The organism is Lentzea waywayandensis (assembly GCF_900115955.1).
Lineage (GTDB): Bacteria > Actinomycetota > Actinomycetes > Mycobacteriales > Pseudonocardiaceae > Lentzea > Lentzea waywayandensis.
The window spans coordinates 235,335-260,590 of sequence record NZ_FOYL01000011.1 but is presented as its reverse complement, the minus strand read 5'-3'; the positions used below and the strand labels follow the sequence as shown (position 1 = coordinate 260,590).

The 25,256-nt window shown below is 70.6% G+C and carries 15 protein-coding genes; 2 read left to right on the top strand and 13 right to left on the bottom strand.

Annotated elements, in window-relative coordinates:
• Positions 1–75 precede the first annotated feature (75 nt).
• Entirely contained in the window at positions 76–1,521 is a 1,446-nt protein-coding gene (locus BM417_RS34755; protein WP_245822366.1) for a phenylacetate--CoA ligase family protein, read from the bottom strand.
• A complete protein-coding gene (locus BM417_RS34750) occupies positions 1,521–8,573 on the bottom strand; it encodes a type I polyketide synthase (protein WP_093603267.1) in 7,053 nt (2,350 codons plus the stop codon). Before BM417_RS34750 ends, BM417_RS34755 begins: the two co-directional genes overlap by 1 nt.
• A gap of 262 nt (positions 8,574–8,835) precedes the next feature.
• On the opposite strand from BM417_RS34750, the gene BM417_RS34745 reads away from it, so the two are divergent.
• Complete coding sequence (locus BM417_RS34745) at positions 8,836–9,951, top strand: glycosyltransferase (protein ID WP_093603265.1); 1,116 nt, start codon at positions 8,836–8,838, stop codon at positions 9,949–9,951.
• Here the strand turns inward: BM417_RS34745 and BM417_RS34740 are convergent.
• Genes BM417_RS34740 through BM417_RS34715 form a run of 6 tightly spaced genes read right to left on the bottom strand, consistent with a single transcriptional unit; the run spans position 9,926 to position 18,060 of the window.
• Positions 9,926–11,200 carry a cation:proton antiporter domain-containing protein gene (locus tag BM417_RS34740; RefSeq protein ID WP_093603263.1) on the bottom strand — a complete coding sequence of 425 codons (1,275 nt, stop codon included), beginning with the start codon at positions 11,198–11,200 and terminating at the stop codon, positions 9,926–9,928. The genes BM417_RS34745 and BM417_RS34740 overlap by 26 nt on opposite strands.
• Positions 11,201–11,216: 16 nt before the next feature.
• Positions 11,217–12,512 (bottom strand): cytochrome P450, encoded by a 1,296-nt coding sequence (locus BM417_RS34735; protein WP_093603260.1) that lies wholly within the window; start codon positions 12,510–12,512, stop codon positions 11,217–11,219.
• On the bottom strand, positions 12,506–13,513 hold the full coding sequence (locus tag BM417_RS34730; protein WP_093603258.1) for an alpha-hydroxy acid oxidase: 1,008 nt from the start codon (positions 13,511–13,513) through the stop codon (positions 12,506–12,508). Before BM417_RS34730 ends, BM417_RS34735 begins: the two co-directional genes overlap by 7 nt.
• Positions 13,510–15,054: an NAD(P)-binding domain-containing protein gene (locus BM417_RS34725; RefSeq protein WP_093603256.1), complete on the bottom strand. Its 1,545-nt coding sequence runs from the start codon at positions 15,052–15,054 to the stop codon at positions 13,510–13,512. The genes BM417_RS34730 and BM417_RS34725 overlap by 4 nt, the downstream gene beginning before the upstream one ends.
• An 11-nt stretch (positions 15,055–15,065) precedes the next feature.
• Positions 15,066–16,529: a class I adenylate-forming enzyme family protein gene (locus tag BM417_RS34720; RefSeq protein WP_218164654.1), complete on the bottom strand. Its 1,464-nt coding sequence runs from the start codon at positions 16,527–16,529 to the stop codon at positions 15,066–15,068.
• On the bottom strand, positions 16,516–18,060 hold the full coding sequence (locus BM417_RS34715; protein WP_093603254.1) for an NAD(P)-binding domain-containing protein: 1,545 nt from the start codon (positions 18,058–18,060) through the stop codon (positions 16,516–16,518). Before BM417_RS34715 ends, BM417_RS34720 begins: the two co-directional genes overlap by 14 nt.
• Positions 18,061–18,123: 63 nt before the next feature.
• Here BM417_RS34715 and BM417_RS34710 point away from each other — a divergent pair, with 63 nt between their 5' ends.
• Complete coding sequence (locus tag BM417_RS34710; RefSeq protein WP_177320751.1) at positions 18,124–19,620, top strand: aromatic amino acid ammonia-lyase; 1,497 nt, start codon at positions 18,124–18,126, stop codon at positions 19,618–19,620.
• Between the two features lie 261 nt (positions 19,621–19,881).
• On the opposite strand, the gene BM417_RS34705 is transcribed toward BM417_RS34710, so the two are convergent.
• The 5 genes from BM417_RS34705 to BM417_RS34685 all read right to left on the bottom strand — a co-directional run bounded on the left by BM417_RS34705 (position 19,882) and on the right by BM417_RS34685 (position 25,236).
• Positions 19,882–21,126, bottom strand: coding sequence for a sensor histidine kinase (locus tag BM417_RS34705; RefSeq protein ID WP_218164653.1), 1,245 nt, complete (start codon positions 21,124–21,126; stop codon positions 19,882–19,884).
• A complete protein-coding gene (locus tag BM417_RS34700) occupies positions 21,123–21,812 on the bottom strand; it encodes a response regulator transcription factor (RefSeq protein ID WP_245822365.1) in 690 nt (229 codons plus the stop codon). The genes BM417_RS34705 and BM417_RS34700 overlap by 4 nt, the downstream gene beginning before the upstream one ends.
• 215 nt (positions 21,813–22,027) lie before the next feature.
• Positions 22,028–22,819, bottom strand: coding sequence for a glycoside hydrolase family 20 zincin-like fold domain-containing protein (locus BM417_RS34695; protein WP_281251387.1), 792 nt, complete (start codon positions 22,817–22,819; stop codon positions 22,028–22,030).
• A gap of 34 nt (positions 22,820–22,853) precedes the next feature.
• Positions 22,854–24,551: a sensor histidine kinase gene (locus tag BM417_RS34690; protein ID WP_093603250.1), complete on the bottom strand. Its 1,698-nt coding sequence runs from the start codon at positions 24,549–24,551 to the stop codon at positions 22,854–22,856.
• The gene (locus BM417_RS34685) at positions 24,541–25,236 is read right to left on the bottom strand and encodes a response regulator transcription factor (RefSeq protein WP_093603248.1); all 696 of its coding nucleotides are present in this window, start codon (positions 25,234–25,236) and stop codon (positions 24,541–24,543) included. Before BM417_RS34685 ends, BM417_RS34690 begins: the two co-directional genes overlap by 11 nt.
• Positions 25,237–25,256: the final 20 nt, after the last annotated feature.

The window sequence follows — 25,256 nt, the reverse complement described above, 5'->3', positions numbered from 1 at the left end:
GAATTCGTGCGACGTCACCTTAGGCAGAGAGAGGATCGGGAGAAAAGCTATTGCCGCACGGCGCAAAAGCACATTTCAGGGTCGTCGGGTGTACCTGTGTTTCACGCCGGCCGGGAAGTACTCCGGATCTCCGGCCGGTCGCAGCACGACCTCGGGCAGCTGGCGTTCGGCCGGGACGTAGTGCGCGAACTCGCTGTTGAGCCGCAGCAGCTGGGTCCGCACCGCCTCCGCGATCACCGCCGCGTCCGCTGTCGCGCCCGGCGCGGTCTCGACGGTGATCCGCAACAGCCGATCGCGATCCTCGTTCTCGACGGACTCGATCACGAACTTTCCCGTCACCGTCGCGCTGATGCCAGGCTGCTCCAATCCGACGGTCACGTTCTCCGGATAGACGTTCGCGCCGAAGAACGACACGGTGAAGAGCGACCGCCCGAACAGGTAGACGAACGGCAGGTCCGGGCCCGGCGGGGGAGTGAAGCCGTTGCGGGCGCAGTAGGTCAGCAGGCCGGCGTGCTCCAGGATCCCGCCCTCGTCGGCGATCCGGTAGCGGATCAGCGGGATCCCACCGTCCGCGGTGAACACCAGCGTGCCGTCGTGCACCTCGAAGAACCGGCTCGCCGGGTCGTACTGCACGAGCGTGGGCAGCCGTGAGTCGCCAAAGACCTCCCGAGCCTTCTCCGGGTGGTCGGCGAAGAACCTGCGGATGCCCGCGGAAAGCGCTGTCTCGTTGCCCAGCACACCGGAATCCGCTGTGCCGTAAAGAGAAGCGATGTCGCTGAGCGGATCCGCGATTCCGGCCCGCTGCGAAACCAGGTCGCGCCACTGCTCGCTGAACACCTCGCCCGCGAGCACGAGCTTGATCCGGTACGCGGGCCAGTCGACGCCCTGCGCGAGTCCGGTGTCGACGACGTCCTTCACGAACGGCGGGTAGCCCAGCAGCACGACCTGCTCGAAGTGCGGTGCGAGTTCCGGCAGCACCCGCAGGATCTCGGCCTTGTTGTTCCCCGGCGCCACGACCGTGATCGGGCAGCCCTTGGCCGCGAGATGCCGCACGCAGGCCTGGGTGAAGAGCCCGCCGACCCACGTGCCGAGCGGAAAGCACACCACGGCCAGCGTCCTGCGCTCGTCCGCGTGGAATCCGTCCACCAGCACCTGCTCGAACCGCCGCGCCACGTGCAGCTCGTCCTCCAGCGTCCGCGGCCAGATCGTCGGCCTGCCACTGGATCCCGACGACACGGCGATCATGTCGCAGTTCTCCAACCGTCCGTCGCGGCACAGCTCGGGCAGCGGATGCCGCTCGTGGTAGCTCGCCTTGTCGAGCAACGGCAGCCGCTGGAAGTCCGCGAACGTCTCGATGCTCGCGGGCTCGATCCCGTTCTCCCGCAGGAGCTTCTGGTACGCGGGCACGGTCGCGGCGGTGTGCTGGAACAGGTCGAGCACCCAGCTCCCGGACTTGGGCTCGGCGGGAGCGAAGAAGTCGTCGAACGCGTGGCGCACACGGGTCTGCCGGCTGCTGTCCATCAGGCGAGCGTATCGATCCGGCCGAGCCAGTCCTTGATCGCTTGCGCGGTGGACGCGGCGTGATCGGTGAGCACGGAGTCGTGGTCACCGATCACGCTCGCGGTGTCGTGGGCAGGCCAACGCGGCCGCCAGTCCCGCGCGGGGTCGGCGGCGAGCATCTCGGGCGTCGGCCCCGCCCGCAGCAACAGCGACGGCACGGCCGACGGCTCGGGCCGCCAGCCGTCGAAGATCCGCACGTACCCGCCACCGGCGAGGAGCGCCGCATCGCTGACGCTGCTCTCGTAGTGCCGCGCGGGAAGCCTTGCCTCACCGGCCACCAGTGCCAGGGCCCGTTCGTCGTCTCTGGCCAGCACGCCTTCGTCGGTCTCGATGAGGACCACTCCGGCCGCGTCGACCCGCTGGGCGACGGCGTGGGCGACCGCGCCGCCGAGGCAGTGTCCTAGGAGGACCACCGGCCTGTCCGCGGCGAGCTTCCGCACCGCGTCGGCGTGTGCCTGGACCAGGACTTCGACGTCCGCGGGGATTGCCGGGTCCTCGCCGAATCCGGGGTAGGGGAGCAGGAACACGTCGTGGTCGAACTGCCGCGCCAGGCGCAGCGGTGTCCGGTCTCCCGGGGTGAGGTAGCTGGGCACGTACACCAGGACCGGGCTCCGGCTTCCTGCGGTGAGCCGCTGAGGTGTGACCGGGTCCGGAGTGGCGGCGGGGAGCGCGTAGGACGCCAGGAAGCGCAGGGTCATGGCCTCCAACGGGCCCTTCTGGTGGAGCACGCGGTGGTAGAGCGCCGCGAACCCCGCCGGACGCGGCCCGGAACTGTCAGACCTCTTTGAGACGAGCGGCCCAGAACTGTCAGACCTCTTTGAGACGATAGGAGTGGGGACCCGATCCCCCCTGGGGGCCTGCGAGTCCGAATCGATTCCGATCGGCTGGCCTGGCACGGCGGCGTCGAGGGCTGCCTGGCCTGGCACGGCGGCGTCGAGCGCCGCCTGCACGTGGGCTGTGAGCCGAGGCAGCGTCGGATGGTCGAACACGACCGCCGCGCCCAGCTTCAACCCGGTAGCCGCGTTGATCCGGTTGCGCACCTGCAACGCCGTCAGCGAGTCGAACCCGAGCTCGGTGAAGTCCCTGTCCGCGGGCAGCGAAGCCGGATCGGGGTAGCCGAGCACCGACGCGAGCACACCACGAACTCCCTGCCCGACATCGCGCCAGCCCGCGTCCCGAGCCGCGGCAACAGGCGCCAGCTGGATCGGCACCAGCACGGGCTCCCGCGTTCGCAACGCCCGATCGAGCGCCGCGATCCCGGTCTCCGCGCTCATCGCGACCACGCCGTCGGACGGCAGGTCCGCGCCCATCCCGGAGTCGGTGTCCCACAACCCCCAGGCCAGCGACAGGCCCGGCAACCCGCGCGCCACCCGGTGCCGGGCGAGAGCGTCGAGGAACGCGTTCGCGGCCGCGTAGTTCGACTGTCCCGGCCTGCCCAGCACTCCGGAAGCCGAGGAGTACAGGACGAACGCGGAAAGCGAGAGGTGCGCGGTCGCCTCGTGGAGGTTCAACGCCCCGTCAGCCTTGGGCGCGAAGACGTGACGCAACCGCTCCGAAGTCATCGTGCCGAGCAGTCCGTCGTCCAGCACGCCGGCCAGGTGGAAGACCGCCCGCAACGGCGCACACGACGCCACCAGCTCCTCGACCGCCGCCCGATCGCTGACGTCGCACGCCACGACGGTCACCGGACAGGCGAGTTCCGTTGCCCAGTCGGGCTTTCCGCCGCTGCGACTCGCCAGCACCAGGTGCCGCGCACGAGGAGCGAGGTAGCGGGCCAACGGTTCGGCGAGCGCACTGGTGCCGCCGGTGATCAGCACGGTGCCGTCGAACGAGGGCAGTGCGCCGGAAGGCTCCGAGGCCGGCACGAGCTGGGGCGCGAGCACGAGCGAGCCGTCCACGGCGATGCGCGGTTCACTGGAAACGATCGCAGTGTCTCCGGCGGAGCGCAGGTCGACCAGACCCAGTTCGGGATGCTCGGCCTGGGCGCTGCTGACGAGTCCCCACACCGCGGCGGCCGCGAGATCCGGGTCGTCGCCGGTGGCGTTGCGCGTGACCACCACCAGCCGTTCCGACGGCGCCGCGAGCCAGCGGTGCAACCGGTCCAGAGTGGACACGACGTCCGAGGCCTCGAAGACCTCACCGACCACCGGCGACGGCGTCACCGGGACCCAGCGCACCTGCTTCAGCACGTCGTGGACCTTCAACGGCCGCGTCACCAACGACTCGATGAGCGCCACCGGACGCCCGGCGTGGTCGGTGAGCAGCACGCGCACCTCATCCGGCCCGATACGCGTGAGATGCGCACGCACGGCCGTGACATCGGTCCGGTAGATCTCGACACCGTTGAACGCGAACGGAACCTTGACCGCGCCACCGGGTTCCGCCAGCAACGCGGCGTGCAACGCCGCATCGAGCACGCACGGCATCGCACCAGAAGGCAGGTCGATGTCGGCGAACAGCTCATCACCGAGCCGCCACAACGCCGTCACGCCCCGGAACGCCGGCCCGTAGTGATACCCCCGCGCCGCAAGGCCCGCGTAGTCGACGGCGACGGGCAACGCGTCGGAAGGCACCACAGCAGGGGAGTCCGGGAACCCGCGACCAGACACGGCGGAAGCGGAGACGTGGCGAGTCCACGGCCCACTGGAGGCGGCACGGGACCAGACGGTGACGGTCCGCTCCTGGTCGACGAGAACCTGAACCCGCACGTCCTCCTTGAGCACCAACGGTTCGTGCACGACGAGGTCCTCGAGCCGATCACCGGTCGCCTGCCACGCCATCTCCACGAACACCGTCGCGGGCACGATGACGTCGTCGCCGATGCGGTGGTCCGCGAGCCACGGCCAGCGCGACACCGAGATGACCGGCTCGGACGACGAGCTACCGGACCTCAACCAGTAGCGCTCCCGTTGGAACGGATACACGGGCAGGTCGCGACGCCGCGCCCCGGTGCCCGCGTACACGGTGGTCCAGTCGACGTCCACGCCCTGCACGTGCAACGCCGCCAGTCCGTCCAGCACGCCACGCGCCATCGGCACGAACGCCCCGTCCACCGACTCCTGCCCCAGCGCCGTGAGCGTCGCGGACGGTCCGACCTCGGCGAACACCGTGGCGCCGAGACTCCGCACGGCGTCGGCGAACAGCACGGTCTCCCGAGCCTGCCGAACCCAGTACGACGGCGAGGTGAGCGCCTCGGACTCCTGCCGTCCGGTCAGCGTCGAGAAGAACGACACCTCCGGACGGCGGTAGGTGATGGACTCCGCGACCTCACGGAACTCGTCCAGCACCCCGTCGAGCAGCGCGGAGTGGAACGCGTACGAGCCGAGCCGACGTCCACCGATCGCGTCCACGGCCTCAGGAGCACCGGACAGCACGACCGACTCGGGTCCGTTGATGGCCGCGACCGACACCCCGAACTCGGCGGCGATCCGCCGCGCCTCGTCGGCGGCACAGCGGACGGCGACCATCGCACCCGGAGGCATCGCGGCCATTGCGCGGCCACGAGCCGTCACCAGCCGGACGGCGTCCGGCAACGACAACACACCCGCGACGTGCGCGGCGGCCAGTTCGCCGATGGAGTGCCCCACGACAGCGCTGGGCCGCACGCCCTGCGACCCGAGCAACGCGCACATCGCCACCTCGTAGGCGAACAGCGCGGGCTGCGCGTACTCGGTGCGCTCGACCAACGGCCCGGTGAGCACCTCCACCGGAATCCCGAACTCCGCGCACACCGCGAAGAAGGCCTCGCGGAAGGCAGGAAACTCCGCGGCAAGCTCCAGACCCATCCCGGGACGTTGCGAACCCTGCCCGGTGAACAGGAAAGCAGGCTTCGGGGACCGTTGCGCGGTGGCGACCAGCACCGCGGGGTTCGGCACGCCACGCGCCAGGTCCCGCAACCCGGCGATCATGTCGCCACCGGGAAGAACAGCCGCTCTGCGGCTCAGCTGAGCCCTCGACGAGACCAGCGACCAGCCAACGTCCACTGAGGACTCGTCGGTCAGCGCGTCCGCAAGCGCGGCGGCGTGCGCCCGCAGCCCTTCCTCGTCGTCACCGCTGACCAACCAGGGCGCTACACCCACGCCACCAGGCTCCACCTCACGGACGGGCGGCTCCTCCACGATGACGTGCGCGTTGGTCCCGCTGATCCCGAACGACGAGATCCCCGCCCGCCGAGGCCGTTTGCCAGGCCAGGCAACGGAGTCGGCCAGCAGCCGGACCCCGGACCACTCGACGTGCGGAGAGGGCTCGTCCGCGTACAGCGACCGGGGCAGCACCCGGTGCCGCATCGCCCACAGCACCTTGATCAGCGCCGCGATCCCCGCCGCCGCCTGTGTGTGCCCGATGTTCGACTTGACCGATCCGAGCCACAGCGGACGCTCCCGCCCGGCCCCGTAGGTCGCGACCAGCGCGGACGCCTCGATCGGATCCCCGAGCGCCGTCCCGGTCCCGTGCCCCTCCACGACGTCCACATCGGACCCGCGCAGCCCGGCGTCGGCCAGCGCCCGCCGGATCACGTCCTGCTGTGCCGGTCCGTTCGGCGCGGTCAGGCCGTTCGAGGCTCCATCGGAGTTCACCGCCGACCCGCGCAGCACGCCCAGCACCGGGTGACCGTGCCGCTGGGCGTCCGAAAGCCGTTCCAGCAGCACCAACCCGGCGCCCTCCGCCCAGCCCGTGCCGTCGGCACCGGCGGCGAACGAACGGCACCGCCCGTCCGGTGAGAGCGCCCGCTGCTGGCTGAACGCGACGAACGGCCCCGGCGTCGCCATCACCGTCACCCCGCCCGCCAGCGCCAGCGAACACTCCCCGGACCGCAGCGAGCGAGCGGCCAGGTGCATCGCGACGAGCGACGAAGAGCAGGCCGTGTCGATCGTCAGCGACGGGCCGCGCAGCCCGAGCACGTACGAGATCCGCCCGGACGCGACACTCCCGGTCGACCCCAGCGCGAGATGCGACTCGATGCCGTGCCCGTCCACGCGCGAAGCGTGGTCGTTGTGCATCAGCCCGACGAACACCGCGGTATCGCTGCCGTGCAACGAAGTCGGCGCGATCCCGCCCCGTTCGACGGTCTCCCACGCGACCTCCAGCAGCAGCCGTTGCTGCGGGTCCATCGCGACGGCTTCGCGCGGCGAGATGCCGAAGAACCCGGCGTCGAAGTCGGCCGCGTCGTGCAGGAACCCACCGCGCCGGACGTAGGTCCTGCCCGCCTGGTCCGGAGCGGGGTCGTAGAGCGAGTCCACGTCCCAGTCGCGGTTCACCGGGAACTCGCTGGTCGCGTCGACACCGTCGGCGACCAGCCGCCACAGGTCCTCCGGCGACGAAACCCCACCCGGAAAGCGGCATCCCACGGCGACGATCGCGATCGGCTCGGCCTCGGACGGTTGCGGGGCAACGGGTTCCGGCGCCGACCCGTGCAGCAGTGACGACAGATGCGCGGCGACCGCGGCCGGCGTCGGGTGGTCCCACACCAGCGTCGCGGGCAGCGAAAGCCCGGTCAGCACGCTCAGCCGGTGCCGGAGCGTGGTGCCGTCCAACGACGTCATACCGGTGTCGGCGAAGGCGGTGGTGGCATTGATCGGCGCACCGCGCATGGCCGCGACCTCGTCCAGCACGAGCTGCTCCAGCGACCCGGTCCGCGGCGCCGGCACGAGCATCTCCCGCAGCAGGTTCCGCTTGGCCTTGCCCGACCCGGTGCGCGGTACGGCGTCCACGAACCGCACCTCCACCGGAACCTTGTGCGCCGACAACACCTCCGCGCACGCCCGAAGCACCGAAGCCTCGTCCGCCTGCCCGACGACGAACGCCGCCGGCACCTCGCCCAGCACCGAGTCCGGCCGGGCCACGACCGCCGCGTCCCGCACGCCGGGAAGCCCGAGCAGGACGGCCTCGACCTCCACCGGGTCGACGTTCTGCCCGCCCCGGATGATCAGGTCGCCGACCCGTCCGGTGACGAGAAGCGTGCCGTCCTCGGCGAACCGTCCGAGGTCACCGGTCCGATACCACCCGTCCCGCAACGCCTTCGCGGTCTCGTCGGGCCGGCCGTGGTACTCGGTGAACAGTCCGGGACTGCTGACCTGGATCTCACCTTGGACGATCTGCACGGACACCCCGGCGACCGGCGGCCCGACGCTGATCGCGCCACAGGTCTCGGTGGTGCCGTACAGGTCGAGCAGGGGAGCACCGAGCGCGTCACCCACGTCGGACAGCAACCGGGCATCGCTGGGCGCCCCGGCCGTCAGGCAGAAGCGCAACGACGGCACCGGAACGGGCGAGGTCTCCAGCAGCATCCGGTACGTCGTGGGCACCCCGGCGAGCACGGTCGGCTCGTACTCGCTGATCAGCCGCTTCAGCACGGCGGGCTCGACCCGTCCGCAGATGCGGGCCTGCGCGCCCAGCGTGAGCACCGCCAGCAGGCACATCGTGTGCGCCCAGCTGTGCGACATCGGCAACGGCCACAGCAGCCGGTCCTCCGCGGACATCCCGAGCACCGGCCCGTAGCACGTCAGCGGCGACCACAACCCGGCTCGCTGCGTCGACACCGCACCCTTCGGCGCCCCGGTCGTGCCCGACGTGTAGAGCATCCAGGCCGGCTCGTCGAGCCCGAGATCGTCGCGCGGCGCGCCGTTCTCCCCGGTGGCGAGCGCCTCGAACTCCTCTCCGGCGACCATCACGCGCAGCGAGCCGGGAAGCTTCGCGAGCTGACCCGGCCCGGTGATCACCAGCGACGGCGCGCAGTCGGCCAGCAGCACCCGCAGCTCGGCCTCGGTCGCGTGCGGACTCAGCAGCACGCAGACGGCGGCCGCCCGAGCCACGGCCAGCACCGCCTCGACCAGGTCGACGCCGTCGTCGAGCAGCACCGCCACCCGAGCCCCGCGTTCGACCCCCAGCCCCGCCGCGAGACGGCCGGTGCGATCGGCCAGCGCGGACCACGTGACGGTCCGCCGGTCATCGCTGTAGGCGTCCCTGGAACCGCTCTCACGAGCGTTGTCCACAAGCAACTCAGAAATCGGCTTCACCCCGGTACCTCCCCGAAGCCGACCGTAGCGACGGCGGAGTTGTTGAGGGTGTCTATAGCTTCAGTGCTAACTGAAGTCGGCCATTCCCGCCACAATGGACCGGTGCTCACCACGTCGTCCCGACTACTGCGGCTGTTGACGGTCCTGCCGTCCCCGGCCGAGCTGGCGCGGTATCCCGCCTGGACGCCGCGAACGTCCTCGACCCGGACGGCTGCAGCCTCGAACCCGTCTCCAGCACTGAAAGATCACTAGTCTGGACGGGGTGCGCATCCTCTTCTCGTGCCGTCCCGCCTACGGGCACCTGTTTCCACTGGTCCCGCTGGCCCGCGCGGCGCAGCAGGCAGGCCACGAGGTCGTGTTCGCGATCGGCCCGAGCTTCGTGGAGAAGGCGCGTGAGCTGGGTTTCGAGGCGTACGCCTCGGGCATCTCGGTCGCAGAGGCCGAAACCGAGGCTCGCAGGCGGCACGGCGACGCCGAGGTGCCACGGCTGTTGATCACGATGTTCGCGGACGTGCTGCCGCGGGCGACGGTCAAGGATCTCGGCGCCCTCCTGCCGCGGATCAAGCCCGACCTGGTCGTCTACGAGCAGAGCGACACCGGTGCCGCGAAGGCCGCCCGCGACGCCGGGATCCCGTTCGTCTCGCACGTGATCGGCCGGTCCATGCCGCCCGCGATCCAGCAGATGGCGGCGGGGGAGATGGCGTGGATGTGGGACGGCGCCGCGCCCGCCGACCTGATGATGGGGGACGTCGCGATCGACCTGTGGCCGGACACCGTGCGTGATCCGGTGGTCGCGGCGCTGCCCACGGTGCTGCGGCAGCGGCCGACGGCGTTCGATCCGGACGTGCCGATGCCAGAGCTCGAAACTACGAAACCGCTGGTGTACCTGACGCTCGGCACGGTGTCGTTCAGCGCGACGGACGTTCTGCGGCAGGCGATCGACGGCCTCGCCCGGCTCCCGGTCACCGTCCTGGTGGCGACCGGTCCCGGTGATTCCGCGCTCCTGGGCGACGTGCCGGCGAACGTGCGCGTCGCGGGGTTCGTGCCGCAGGCGAAGGTGCTCCGGCGGGCCGATCTCGTGGTGCACCACGGTGGAACGGGCACGGTCCTCGGCGCGCTCGCGGCCGGTCTGCCGCAACTGGTGCTGCCGCAGGGAGCCGACCAGTTCGTGAACGCCGACGTGCTGGCGGAGACCGGTGCTGGTGCGAAGCTCGTCGGCCAGGAGATCACCGCCGACGCGATCACCGCGGCGGCGGGCCATCTGCTCGATGACCCGGCCGCGCGGGAGGTCGCGGGGAAGGTGGCGGCCGAGATCGCGGACATGCCGGTCCCGGCCGCCGTGGTCGCGCGGCTCAGCGAACTGGTGACGGGGTCCTGACGTCGGCCTGCGCCTCCAGGTGGTCGGGCAGGGACGCGCGGTAGATCGGCATGGCCGCGGCGGTGGTGACGATCGCGACGGCGACGAGGATCGCGAACATCTCCGGTGTCACCAGGTCGTAGGCCAGGCCGATGTTGATGAAGATCAGGATCATCAGGCCGCGGGCGTTCATCAGGCCGCCGACCGCGGAGGCGTAGCGCCACGAGTAGCCCTGGGCGCGGACCACCAGGCCGCAGCCGAGGTACTTGCCGGCGAACGCGGCCAGCATGATCACCGCGAGCGGGAACCAGAGCGCGCCGCCCGAGCCGAAGCCGTCGACGCGCGTGTTGAGGCCGCTGAACGCGAAGAACACCGGCAGCAGCAGGATCGAGTTCAGGTCGGAGAGCTTGGCTTCGAGTTCCTGGCGCACGACCTTCGACTTGGGCATCGCGAGGCCGGTGATGAAGCCGCCGAACACCGAGAACACGCCGATGAGGTCGGTGAACCAGCCCGCCAGCAGGACGATCAGCAGGATCACGGCCACCATGTCGCGGCTGAGCTTGCCGTCGCGTTCGGCGCGTTCCCCGAGCTTGGCGAGCCACTTGCGGCCCAGCGTGAGCATCAGGACCGCGAAGATCGCCGCGCCCAGGATCGTGCGCAACGCGCCGGACGGGCTGCCGGACGTGCCGACCGCGATGATCAGCGCGAGGAACCCCCACGCCACCGCGTCGTCGATCGCGGCGGCGACCAGGGTGAGGCCGCCGATCGGGGTGTTCGCGATGCCGCGTTCCTGCAGGATCCGCGCGAGCATCGGGAAGGCGGTGATCGACAGGGCGCCGCCGACGAACAGCATGAACACCCACAGCTGCGATCCCTCGGGGCTCAGCGAGTCGAAGAAGAGGACCGCCGTGCCCGCGCCGAGCAGGAACGTGGGCACGATGCCGGACACGGCGAGGATCGTCGCCTTGCGCGCGTTGGCACCCGTGGTGAGGCCGTGGTCCAAAGAGGACCCGACGAGGAACATGTAGAAGGTGAGCCCGATCGTGCTGAGCACGTACAGGGTGCTCTTGACGTCGGCGGGGAAGATCTGGGCCTGCACGCCGGGTGCGATGGCGCCGAACAGTGCGGGACCGAGCAGCACGCCGGCGACCATCTCGCCGACGACCCTGGGTTGTTTGATCAGCATGGCGAGCCGCCCGCACAGCGTGGTCGCGGCGAGCACGAGCGCCAGCGCGGCGAAGACCTGCAACGCGAAGTGGATCTGGTTCACCGGGCATCTCCTGTGGTCAGTGCCGGACCGGGCAACCCTGCGTGTCGTGCGTGTCGAAATAGCGCCCGGCCGGCCGGAGCCGGTGGGCGTGCAGCACCATCGCGGTGCCGAGCACGAGCTGGACGACGCTGCGCCAGACGTCCTCCCAGCGGTCGCGCACGCGCATCAGCGCCAGGCGCTTTCGTGGCACCGGGCCGTTGCGGACGAGCAGGCACGGTCCTCGGCTGGGCAGCGACCGGGTGTGCGTCACCGAGGAGTGCAGTGCGACGCGGTGCAGCACCTCCCGGGCGCAGGCGCGCATCACGATGGGGGAGAGCCGCCACGCCGGGCAGGGGCGGTTGGCGGCGACGCCGAACGGGATGTGGTGCTCGTTGCGTGCCGCGGTGTTCTCCCAGCGGCCTGGGTCGAACTCGTGCGGGTTGTCGTAGCCGGTGGCGTGGTAGGCGGGATAGCTGAAGCACAGCACCGACCCCGCTGGAAACGACGTCTGTTCGTCCAGTTCGATGTCGGCGGTCGTGATGCGGTGGGCGATGCCGAACAACGGGTAGAGGCGGAAGGTCTCGTCGAGCACGTGGGCGAAGTACCGGTCGTCGTCGACTCGCTGCGCCGCTTCGGGATGTTGTGCCAGCGCGAGCAGCAGGTGCGCCATCGCCTCGGCCATCTGCACGACGGCCGTGTTGAAGTAGGTGCCCTGCAGGTAGTGCACCTGTTCGGCCTCCGACAACGTCTCGGGCATCGGATGCCGGACGTCCGCGAGCCGCACCTTGAGGTAGCGGGTGAGACGGTCACGGCGGGCGGGGTGACGCAGGCTGGTGCACTTCAACGAGTTCACGACATCGGTGGCGTGTCCGACGATCAGGTCACGCGCGAGGCGGGGACACGGTTCGCCGAACACCAGCTCGTAGAAGTACTCGGCCCACACCGGCATCATCAGGTCGCGCAACCGCACGGCGGTGACGCGGCCGCCGAGAACCTCGTCCAGCACCTTCGCCGTGCATCGCGTCGCCGCCGCCGACAGCGCGTCGCTCGATCCCGCGAGGAAGGTGCGGGTCGCGCGGGCCACGTCGTCGTAGCGCGGCCCGGCCTCCAGGTGCTCCTGGTGCACCTCGGGGCCGGGGGAGAGCCAGTACCAGAACAGGTCCGACAGCCCGGCGCCCCGGCTGCGGCCGTTCGCGGCGGGGTGGCTGTAGAGCTCCTGGAAGCGGTCGGGGCCGACCCGGTCGTTCGGGAACGTGATGGCGTTGTCCCCGTTGACCTTCTCGAACACCTTGGCGCGCAACGCGACCACCCGTGCGGGCAACCAGCTCAGCATCCGGCCACCCCTCGCACGACGACCATGTCGCGGGCCAGTTCGCCGCCGCACATCGTCAGGACGTGCAGGAACTCGTCGCGCAGCACGTCGAGCACGCGCCGCACGCCCTGCTCGCCGTCCGCAGCCAGCCCCCACAGCACGGGCCTGCCGATCCCGGCCGCCGACGCTCCCAGTGCCAGCGCCAGTGCGATGTCCCCTCCGCCGCGGACGCCGCCGTCGAGCACGACCGGCACCCGTCCGGCCACCGCGTCGACCACGGCGGGCAACGCGTCGAGCGCCGCCGGCACGAGGTCGAGCTGACGACCACCGTGGTTGGACACGACGATCCCCGCCACCCCGTGCCCCACCGCGATCACGGCGTCCTTCGGGTGCAGAACCCCCTTGACCCACAACGGAAGCGCGGTCATCTCCCGGATCCGGTCGACGTGCTTCCACGAGATCGTCGTCGACATCTCGATGTTCCGCAGAGCCTCTCCGGCCAGGCCGCGCATGTTCTCCGCCGTCAGCCCGGCGGGCAGGTCGTGGAAGCCGTGCGCGATGTCCCGCCGATGCCGCCCGAACACGGGGGAGTCGACCGTGATGACCAACGCCGCGCATCCAGCCCGTTCCGCCCGTCGTACCAGCGCTTCCGTGACGTCCATGTCGGGCTGCACGTAGAGCTGGAACCACACCGGTCCGGTCGCGGCCGCCACGACGTCGGCGATCGGCACCGTCGAGGCCATGCTCGACACCAGAGTCGTCCCGGCCAGTGCCCGCGCCGTCGCCAGCTCACCGTCGGGATGGGCGAGCCGGTGGAACGCGGTCGGCGCGACCATCACCGGGAAGTCGGTGCTGATCTCGTTGCCCCGCAACACCCTGGGCAGCAGGGCGAGGCGCCGGAACGCGGCCTCGTTCTCCGCGAGCACGACCTCGTCCCCGACCCCGCCCGCGAAGAAGTCGTAGTGGACGGAGTCGAGCACCGCGCGTGCCTTGTCGTGCAGTTCCGCGAGCACAGGGTTCACCGCAGGTACTCCCGCAACGGTGCCTTGTGGACGGTCTCGCTGTCCCACTCGTTCTCGAGGTTCTCGGTGATGTGGTGCTCGTCGAGCAGTTCGCCGGCGCGGAACCGCCGCACGACCGGGTGCAGGTAGCGGCCGTCGAGACCGCTGGTGTCGTCCTGGGAGTTGCGGCCGGCGGTGATGTCGAAGGGGTTGACCTTGTCGTGGTCCGCGCCGTACTCCAGCGTCACCGTCAGGTACGACTCGACGTCGCCGAACTCGCCGCGTTCCACGGCCTCGTGCAGGTGCGCGACCGGCACCTCCTCCACGTAGCGGGCCGTGCCGTCCCGCGACGTCAGCACCGCGTCCGACATGAACGCGAACAGCTGCCACAGCGCGGAAGTCCGGTTGACCCGCTCGATGATCGCGTCGGTGACGTCCCCGGGAGCAACGGAACGGCTGGGCCAGTCCACGCCGTGGTAGCGCTGTTCGGCGATCCGGTGCAGCGCGCGGACGCCGTAGCGGAAGCCGTGGATGAACCCGCTGGTCGACTTCTTGAAGTCCCTGGCCTGCGTGATCGTGCCCGCGAAGAACAGGTCCGGCACGTTCACCGACTCCCACGCCGCCGTCTGGTCCGGGAACCGCGAGTTGATCGTGAGCCGCGGCCGGCACTCCGGCGCGAAGATCGAGGCGTCGAACCGGAACCCGGTCGCGAGGATCACCCGGTCGTAGCGGATCTCCTTGATCACCTCGTCGACCCGCTGGAAGCTGACCTTCACCAGGTAGCCGTCGCCGTCGCGGTGGATGCCGGCGATGTGTCCGTCCAGCACGGCGTTCTGCGACTTGAGCTGGTAGGTGTCGAGGAAGTTGTTGTTCACCGCCCGCAGGTGCCCGACGAAGTGCGTCTGCCACGCCAGTTTCAGCGAACCGGGCCCGGCGACGTGGATGACCGAGGCGGTCTCGATGAGCGCGTCGGCGGTCTCGAACGCGGAGTTGCCGCGCCCGATGATCAGCACCTTCTTGTTCGCGAACTCCTGCGGCTCGACGGAGACGTCGTAGTAGTGCTCGGCGTGCTCGACCCCCTCGATGTCCGGCACGTACTTCTGCGAGACCCCCGTCGCCACGATGATCCGCTTCGCCCGGTAGGCGACACCGTGCTGGTCGCGCACCACGAAGTCGTCCGGCCGCGTCACCTCCACGGCCCTGGTGTCGTAGCGCACGGGCAGGTCGTTCTTGACCGCGAAGTCCCCGAGGTAGCGGACCATGTCGTCGGCGTTGGGGAAGTAGCGCGGGGTGTAACCGGTGAACAGCAGCGCGGGATCGTCGGACAGCAACGAGTTCCAGTCGACGCGCAGGTTCAGCTCCGGGTCGTCCCAGCCCGTGTAGATCTTGTTGATGGAGATCAGCTGCCGGTGCCGCGGGAAACGGGTGAAGAACGTTCCCGGCGCCTCACCGGCCTCCAGCACCAGGTGCTCGCGTCCGGCCTGTTTGAGCAGGTAAGACGCCTGCAGTCCCGCCGGACCGGCGCCGATCACGAGATACTCGGTCGAAACCTCGCTGGACACGACGTTCTCCTCTACGCGGAGTTGATCATTTTGGCTAACTGACGCTTGTCGGGCTTGCCGCTCGGTGCGACGGGAGGTTCTGAGATCGCGGTGACTTCGGCGGGGGCACAGGCCGCGCCCAGCCGTTCGGTCACGAGCGCGCGCAGTTCGTCGAGTTCGGGAACGCGATCGGCCTTGGGAACCACGAAGGCGTGCACGGCCTCGCCGGTCTCGTCGTCCGGCACCGCGACGACGTAGGCCTCGGCGACGTCCGGGTGCTCGGCGATCACCTGCTCGATCGGGCCGATGTAGTGCAGGTTCGCGTTGACGATCACGACGTCCCTGACTCGGCCGGTCAGGCGCAGGTAGCCGAAGGCGTCGAACCGGCCGAGGTCGCGTGTGCGGACCCAGCCGTCCACGAACACCTCGGCGGACTCCCCGGGATTCGCCCAGTAGCCGCTCGCCTGCCCCGGCGTGCGGACGAAGAGCTCACCGTCGCGGACCTCCACGTCCACCGGCGGCTTTCCCACCGTGCCAGGAGGATCGGACGGCATGGCCATCGAGATCATGCCGGTCTCGGACTGGCCGTAGCCGTGGAAGAGCACCGGCCCCAGGATCTCCAGGGCCTCGCGGTGCCGTTCGGGAGTCAGGGGAGAGCCGGAGACCAGCAGGGCCTTCAACGTCGACACATCGGCGGGCTCGCGTTTCTGCGCGGCGACGAGCTTGGCCAGTCCCGGCACGGTGATCACGCGCGCGGTGGCTTTCAGCCGAGTGATCGCGTCGGCCGGGTCGCCGGCGACGACGATCGTGCCTCCGGCGGTCAGCGTCAGCACCGCGTACTCGAACATCACCTGGCTCGACAGCGACCCGAACACGAGGTAGCGGTCGAGTCTCGTCGCCAGCTCCCGGATCGCGGGAGGCCAGGCGTCGGGCCGGGCGGTCCAGGCGTTGGTCATCGACGCGTAGGTCTGCGCGCACGCCTTGGGAGCGCCGGTGCTGCCGCTGGTGTGGATCAGCCGGGCGATGTCGCCGGGTCTTCCCTGGCAGCGCAGCGGTTCGGCGGGAGGGGAGGCGAGGTCGTCGCCGACGCGGACCAACGGCTCTGGGGAGTGGGTGAGCAGGTCGGGGACGGTGAGCCGGACGGGCGCCCCTTCCGCCACGCCACCCGCGTCCGTCACCACCGCCGCGATGTCGAGCCCGAGCAGGTGCCGCACCTGGGCCTCCGTCAGCCCCGGCCGCACTCCCACCACCCGCGCACCCACCACGTGCCCGGCCAGGATCGCCGCGAACGCCTCCGCGTTCACCCCGAGCAGCAGCGCGAGGCCGTCGCCGGGCCCGATCCCGTTGGCACGCAACCCGGTCGCGATCCGTGCGATCAGGTCGAGCATCTCGGTGCCGGTCACCACGCGGGTGCCATGCTCGAACACCGGCCGGTCCGCGGCGGCGCCGAGCACGTCGAGCACGGCGCGCGGGAACGGCTCCTCACGCGCCGGCAAGGCATTCCTTCACGAACACCACCAGCGGCTGCTGGTGCACCTCCGGCATGTCCCAGTGGTTCTCCAGGTTCTCGGCCAGGTGGTGGGTCGCGGCGAGCACGCCGTGGCGGTAGTAGCGGACCACCGGGTGCAGGTAGCTCGCGTCGGCCGCGTTGGCCGGGTCGTTCTCGGCGACGCGCGGAACGGTGATGTCGAACGGGTCCACGGTGTCGTGGTCGGGCCCGTACTCCAGCGTCGCGACGAACCGGTGCTCGGCCGGGCCCAGACCGCCGTCCGCCACGAACGCGACCGGCACCTCCTCGGTGTACCGCGCGGACGCCCCGTCCGCTGTCACGACGTCGCCCATGACCGCGAACTGCTGCCACAGACAGGAAGACCTGTTCACCCTGGCGATGACCGCGTCGCTGATCGCCTCCGGCGAGGGCTCCAGGTCCGTGCCCTGCCAGGGGGTGCCGTGGTTGCGGGCGCTCAGGACGCGGTGCAGCGCGCGGGCGCCGTAGCGGAAGCCGTGGATGAACCCGCTGGTCGACTTCTTGAAGTCACGCGACTGCGTGATCGTGCCCGCGAAGTACAGGCCGGGCACGGTCGTCGACTCGAACGCCGACGTCAGCTGCGGGAACCGGTCCTTGATGATCAGCGCCGGGCGGCAGACCTCCGCGAAGATCGAGGCGTCGAACCGGAACCCGGTGCACGCGATGATCCGGTCGTACTCCAGTTCCCGCACCCTCTCGACCGTGCGCGCGTACCGGAACTGGATCCGGAACCCGCCTTCGGGCTTCGGCTCGATGCGTTCGATGGAGCCGTCGATGACCGCGTTCTCACTCTTGAGCTGGTAGGTGTCGAGGAAGTTGTTGTTCACCGCGCGCAGGTGCCCGACGTAGTGCGTCTGCCACGCGAGCTTCACCGAGTGCGGCCCGGCGACGTGGATGACTGCAGCGGTCTCGACCAGCGCGTCGGCGGTCTCGAAGCCCGAGTTGCCCTTGCCGATCACGAGCACCCGCTGGTCGGTGAACGACTCGGGGTCGGTGTCGAAGGTGTCGTAGCGCTCGGCGTGCTCGATGCCGGGGATCGGTGGCACGTGCAGCCGGGAGACCCCGGTGGCCATCACGAGGTTCCTGGCGTGCCAGGTCTGTCCACTGTGGTCTGCGACGGTGAAACCGTTGTCGTCGCGGGAGATCCGCGTGACATCGATGTCGTAGTGCACGTTGAGCCCGGCGGCGCAGTCCTGGAGGTAGCGGACGAGGTCGTCGGCGTCCGGGAAGTACCGGGGCGTGTAGCGGGTGAACAGCAGCTCGGGGTCGTCGAGCAGCAGCGAGTTCCAGTCCATCCGCATCCGCTGCTCCGGGTCGGTGAACCCGGTGTGGACCTTGTTGATGGAGATGAGCTTGCGATGCCTCGGGAAACGGGTGAAGAACGTGCCGGCCCCGCTTCCGCGTTCGAGGACCGCGTAGTCGCGACCGTCCCGCTCGAGCAGAGCGGCGAGCTGCAAACCGGCCGGTCCCGCGCCGATGATCAGGTAGTCGTGAGCCATGGACGGGGAAGCTACCCACGCGATCTCAGAACTTTCTGAGATCGGCTGCCTACCGTCCGTGCGGTGACCACGACCGCTTCAGACACGTCCGTGGACCTGGGTTCGCCCCTGACTCCTGCGCACCTGCTGCGCGCCACCGCACCACTGGACGTGCTCGTCGGAACCGACGTCCGCGACCGGGTGGACCGCGGCCGCGCCTACCTGCGCACGGTGCTGGCCGACGACGAGCGCCCGGTGTACGGCGCCAAGACCGGATTCGGCGCCCTGGTGGGCTTCGCGGGCCGTTCCTCGGAAGCCGACCAGTGCGACAACACCCTCGCACACCTGGGTGCGGGCCAAGGCCCCGACCTGCCCCAGGACATCGCCCGAGCCGCGCTGCTCGTGCGGACCTGGTCGCTGGCGCAGGGCCTGTCAGGCGTGTCCGCGCACGTCGTCTCGGGTCTGTCCGCGATGTTCGCGACGACGTTCGTCCCGGCGGTCCCGCGCTACGGATCCGTTGGCGCCAGCGGAGACCTCATCCCGCTCGCCTACGCGGCCCAGGCCCTGCGCGGCCGCGGCCACGCCTACCTGGACGGCGTCCGCCTGCCCGCCGCCGAAGCGTTGGCCTCGGCCGGACTGTCGGCCTTGCAACTGGACGGCCGCGACGCGCTGGCCCTGGTCAACGGCACCTCCGTCACCACCGCCGCCCTGGCGCTGGCCCAGTCGTCGGTCCGCTCCTCCCACCGCGCGCTGGCCGACCTGACCTGCCTGCTGGTGGACGTCCTCGGCGCCGACCCCGGCTTCACCGACCCGCGCCTGATCTCCGCCTTCGGCCACACCGGCGCCGTGACGGTGGCGTCGTGGATGCGCTCCATGCTGGACGGCACCACACCCACGGGCCTGCGTGCGTTGCAGGAGCCGTACAGCATCCGCTGCTCACCCCAACTCCTCGGCGCGGCCGAGGACGCCCTGCGCTACGTGGACGGCATCGTGGCGGCGGACCTCGGCGGCGTCAGCGACAACCCGCTGTTCTTCCCCGGCGACGACCTGGTCGCCCACGGCGGTAACTTCTTCGGCCAGCCGGCCGCCTTCGCCGCCGACGTCCTGGCCATGGTCACCGCCTCACTGGGCAACCTGGCCGAACGCCAGCTCGACCTCCTCGTCGACCCGGCCCGCAACACCGGCCTGCCCCCGATGCTCGCCGCCGGACCCGGTCAGCAGCACGGACTGCAAGGCGTCCAACTGGCGACGACGGCGTTCATCGCCGAGATCCGGCGCGGAGTCCTGCCCGCCAGCACGCAGAGCCTGCCGACCAACCTGCACAACCAGGACGTGGTCCCGTTCGGCACCCAGGCCGCCCTGCGCGCCTACGACCTCGCGGAGTTGCTGCGACTGCTGTGCGGCTCGCTCGCGCTGGGACTGCGCCAAGCCGTGCACGTGGGAGGCCGCCGACCGACCGCGCGCCGATGCGCCGCCCTGCTGGACGCCCTGGCGGTGGCCATCGAGCCGGTGGATCCGGACCGTCCGCTGGACGAGGACGTCCGGGTGGCGGCCGAGGTGGTGATCACGGGGGAGTGGTGAGGGGGCGCGAGCGGTGGTGAGGGCCGGCCGGATGGTGGCTCCCGCCTGCTGTCGGCTGGCAGGGCCACCGCCACGCCACCGCCGCCGCACCACAGCCGCGCCACCGCCACCAGCCACCGCCACCAGCCACCGCCGCGCCACCGCCACCAGCCATCGCCATGCCACCGCCACCAGCCATCGCCATGCCACCGCCACCAGCACGCCACCAGCCACCGGTACGCCACCAGCCATCGCCGCGCGGCCCTTCCCCCAGACGCTCTCTCACGGGCGGGCGGTGGCGATCCGTTCCCGCACCGCCACCGTCTCCCGCCCCACCGCCGGAATCCGCAGCGTGAATCGAGCCCCCAGCCCCGGCCGCCCGACAGCCTCCACCGTTCCGCCGTGCCCGGTCACGATCTCCCGCACCAACGACAGCCCCAGCCCGAACCGCCCCTCACCGGCCCCCCGGTGGAACCGGTCGAACAACCGCGACGCCTCACCAGGCTCGAACCCCTCGCCGTCGTCCTCCACCACCAGCTCCACCTGCCCGGCGACCACCCCCACACGGACCGAGATCCGCCCACCCTCAGGCGTGTGCCGAACGGCGTTGGCCAGCAACTCGTCCACGGCGCGCCGCAGCCCGGTCTCGATCCCGCTCACGACCACCGGATGCCCGGGATGGTCCAGCGACAGGGTGATCCGCCGTTCGGCGGCCCGTTCGGTCTCGCCCACCACCGCGGCCTCCGCGACGTCGGCCAGGTCTACGGGCCTGCCGTCGAGCCGCTGGTGGAGCTGCGCGGACGCGAGCAGGTCGTCCACCACGTCGGCGAGGCCGCGGATCGACCGGGCCAGCGCGTCGAGGTTGGTGCGCTGGTCGTCGGGCAGGTCCGCGGCGGCCGCGAGGAGTTGGGCGCGCAGGTAGGCGCGGGCGATCGGGGTGCGCAGTTCGTGGCTCGCGTCGGTGACGAACCGGCGTTGCCTCGCCAGCGCCTCCGCCCACGGGCCCACGGTGCGGTGGCTGACGCCCAGGCCGATCAGTGCCGCGACCAGCAGGCCGGCCATCAGCGCGATCGCCAGTGCCTGCACGAGATGCAAGCGGTCGGAGAGCTGGTAGCGCAGGTCGAACACCGACTGCACCGTCGTGCCGTTCGCGCCGGGGGCCGTGAGCACCATGTACTCGGTGTCGTTGGCGGTCACGTCACGGGACACGGCCGCGCCGGACGCGTGCACGGCATCGATGTCCGAGCGCAGCGGGAACCCGTTCGGTACCTCCAGCGGGCCGAGATGCAGCACGCCGTCCTCCAGCACGAACACCCACGCGCACCGGGGCGCGATGCCCGGGACGCCGTACTGGGCGTTGTAGCGGAGTTCGCGCGACACCTGGGTTTCCTGCGCGTGCGCCATGACGACGTACGCGATCGCGCCCACGAACGTGATCATCAGCGTGATCGCCAGGCCCACCAGCACGCTGACCCGCAGCCTTGCCCGCCGGACCTCCGCGCGTTCTGTCTCGGCCCACGACCTCACAGAGCCCCCAACCGGTAGCCGATGCCCTGAACCGTCTGCACAACCGAACGTCCTACCTTCGAACGCAGGTAGTGCACGTAGGTGTCCACAATGGACTGGGAGGGGGCGTCGCAGAACACCGTGCGCCGCAACGCCGACCGCGTGTGCACGGTCTCGGGGTGCGTGGCGAGCACCCGCAGCAGCGCGAACTCCCTGGTGGTGAGCGGAACCTTCTCGCCGTCGGGCAGCACGACCTGGTGTTGTTCGAGCTCCAGTCGACCGGCGCCGATGCGCAGCACCGCGGCCAGTTCCGCGGCCCGGCGGCACAACGCGCGCAGCCGCGCGGTCAGCTCGCGCAGGTCGAACGGCTTCGCCAGGTAGTCGTCCGCCCCCGCGTCGAGGCCGTCGATCCGGTCGTGCACCGAGCCCATCGCGGTGAGCATCAGCGCCTGCGTCCGCACGGACCGGGAACGCAACCGGGACAACAGATCCAGGCCGTCGATCACCGGCAGGGCGCGGTCGATCACCACCACGTCGTAGGGGCGGGTGAGCGCGAGATGCAGCCCGCGCTGCCCGTCGAAAGCGACGTCGACGTCATATCCCTCGCCGCGCAGCACCGCGGCGAGCAACTCCACCAGCTCTCGGTCGTCGTCGATGAGCAGGAGCCGGAAGGGATGGATCGGCCGGAACTTCGAAGAGGCCCGCACGGCAACCACGATCGCACGCGCTCACAGCGTCGAACCAGGTCATCGTGGTGCTGCAACAGCGAACGGACATGTTCACGGATGTGATCACAAGGCCTGGTGCAGCGGAATTTCTACCGCCACACGACTTCAGTGCGCCCAGGACGCCCGCAGGTCAAAGTTAAACATGTGAACCGCGGGCCTCACCTGACCTGCGGTCACACCACGACTGTGAACGGCTACCAGGCGGGCGCCACCGCGGAGGTCGTGCGCAGACCGCCGGCCCAGCCCGCGGTCGCGACGGCGCGCAGCCCGTCGTCCCCTTCGGCGAGCTTGCCGTGCGGGCCCAGGACGTCCGCGCCGCCGTCGTGCCACCGCACCGGCAGTTTGCCGTGGCGTTCCAGCAAACCGGCGAACCTGGTGGTCAGCTTGGCGGTACCGATGTGCACCCAACGGCTCGGGAAGAGCTCCAGCAACTCGATCGTCGCCGGGCTCAGTTCCGGCACGACGATGATGCCGTGATCACGGCCGTACTCGACGAGGTCGCGCAACGCGTCCGGATCACCGTCAGGGAAGACGTGCAGGACGTTGAGCTTGTAGGCGGCCATCCGGTCGATGGCCTTGCGCATCTCGGCCGGCGGCAGCAGCGCGCTCGACACACCGCGCCACGCGAACTTGGGGGAGTCGCGCAGATCGGCCGCGCGGACCGTCGCGTCCCGGGTCATCAGCTGCCGGAACGACTGCACGCCGTGCCGCAGCCCGGCCTGGGTGCCCGCGCGCAGCATCACCGCGTCGTTGCTGACGAGCAGCGCGTACCCCTCGGGGCCGAGCCCGCGCATCGCCGGGTCGTGCGACACCATCAGCATGCCGTCGGGCGACTCCGCCAGCAGGTAGCCGGTCTCCCGGAAGATGTGCTCGCGCAGCATCGCGGCCGCGGTGCGCGCCTGCCCGGTCACCCGGACGGTCACGTCTTCGGTCAGTACGAACGAGCCCGTGCGACGGGGCGCGCTCGTGGGCATGGGAACAATCACCGGTTTCCTCTCCAGCGAACTAACGCTGGGTGTATCAGCTGAGTTCCGGCAATCGGACGCGGAACGTGGTTCCGGCCCCTGTCGTGCTGGTCACACCGACCATACCGCCGTGCGCCTCGACGAGCTTGCGGACGATCGCGAGGCCCAGTCCGCTGCCGCCCGTGGTGCGGCTGCGCGACTTGTCCGCGCGCCAGAACCGGTCGAACACGTGCGGGAGGTCGTCCGCGGAGATGCCCGAACCGGTGTCGGTCACCGTGAACACGACCCCGCCGTCCTGTGCCGTCGCCTCGACCGTCACCGAACCGCCGGCGGGCACGTAGCGCAGCGCGTTCGCGACGAGGTTGTCGAGGATCTGCCGCAACCGCAGGGCATCGGCCCGCACGGTGAGCGAGGCGTCCGCGGCCACGGCCAGCGTGACGCCGGCCTGCGTGGCACGGACCTCGTGCGCCGCTTGGACCTGCTCCAACGCGCTCGCGACGTTCACCCGTTCGAGCGTCAGGCGCAGGGAGCCGGCGTCCGCCACGGCGAGGTCCTGCAGGTCGTCCACGACGTGCTGCAACACCAGCGCCTCCTTGAGCAGCAACGTGATCAGCGCCGGATCGAGGTCGCTCACCCCGTCCTCGGCCGCCTCCAGCCAGCCCCGGATGTTGCTCAACGGCGTCCGCAGCTCATGGGCGACGTCGCTGACCATGGCCTTGCGCGCCTGCTCGACCTGCGCCCTGGTCGCGGCCATCGTGTTGAACGCCCTGGTCAGCCCCGCGATCTCGTCCTGCCCGCGCACCGGCACCGGCGGGATCTCGCTTCCGCCGGACATGTGCTGAGCGGCCGCCGTCAACGCCCGCAGCGGCCTCGTGATCCGCGCCCCAGCGAACGCCGCCACCCCGATCGCCGCCAGCAACACCACCGCTGCGGCCCCCACGACCTGCCAGCCGTTGCCCGACAACGAGATCGCGGCCGTCGGCGTGCCCGTGGGGTTCGTCAGGTACAGCAGGACCGGCGGCGCCACGTACGGCGTGAGCTGCTCTTTCCGCGACGCGGCCACGCAGGCGGCGACGGCGGGCTCGTCCGGCGGCGGCACGCCCGTCGACTGCTTGAGCGCCGGCGTGAAGTCGGGATCGAGGTCCACCGGCGGCAGCGACCGGCGCGCCAGACAGGTGGCGACCAGGTCCTCCAGGTCCAGCAACGCGTAGAAGTCGGCCGCGGTGTCGAACGGAAGATCCCGCTCCCGGCAGTCCAGCCGCGCCTGCTCCTTCTTGACCAGCCGCAGGCAGAACAGCGACCCCGTGCGGTCCTCGCGGTCGCGGAAGTCGATCGGCGTGCGGAACGGCCCGAGCACGCGCTTGTCGATCCGGTCCGCGGGCGCGCCCGGCACCAGCACCGGGTCGACCGCCAGCGGATCCACCACGGCCGCGGCCTTGGCCGGCAGCTCGCCGCCGTCCCCGCCGCGATCCGCGACCGTGCGGCCGTCCTTGGTGACCAGCACGAGACGACGGCCGGGGTGCTCGGTCATCAGCGTCTCGACGTAGCCGTCCACTTCGGACCAGTCACGGTGCTCGGCCGCGTAGGTGAGCAACGTCGTGTAGATCCTGTTGTCCGACGCCAGCTCACGGCCCTGCTCACGGGCGATCGACGCCTTGGTCAGCTGCGTCGCCAGCCACGCCGTCGCGGCGATCGAGCAGACAGCGATCAGCACCACGACCACGAGCAGCCGCGTGAAGACGCTACGGCGCATCAGCGCGTCCGGCCGTGAGCTTGTAACCGATGCCGTAGACGGTGACGAGGTGAGCGGGCACGCGCGGGTCGGTCTCGATCTTGCGGCGCAGGTTCTTCACGTGCGTGTCGATCGTGCGCGTGGTCAGGAAGCTGTCGATGCCGTGCATCCGCTCCAGCAGCTGCTCGCGGCTGAACACCCGGTCCACTTCGGACGCCAGCACCTCCAGCAACCCGAACTCGCCCGGCGTGCACTCGACCAGCTCGCCGCGCACCCGCACCTCGTGCCGCAGCTGGTCGACCACGATCGGCCCGACCTCCAGCACCGGCTTCGGCTTCTCCGCGGGCACCCGCCGCAGCAGCGTCCGCACCCGCGCCACCAGCTCACGCGGGCTGAACGGCTTGGTCATGTAGTCGTCCGCGCCGATCCCGAGCCCGTGCAGCAGATCGTCCTCAGTGGACCGCGCCGTCAGCATCAGCACCAGCACGTCCGAACCGGCCCGCAACGCCCGGCACACGTCCAGCCCACCCAGTCCCGGCAGCATCAGGTCGAGCACCACCAGCGCGGGCTGCCGATCGCGGACCACGTCGAGCGCGTCCCGTCCGTCGTGGACCACGAGCACACGATGATGGTCCTGCTCCAGGTACCGGCGCACCAGCTCGGCCTGGTTCTCGTCGTCCTCCGCGACCAGGATGAGAGCGCTCACCGGCCGATCATATGGACGCC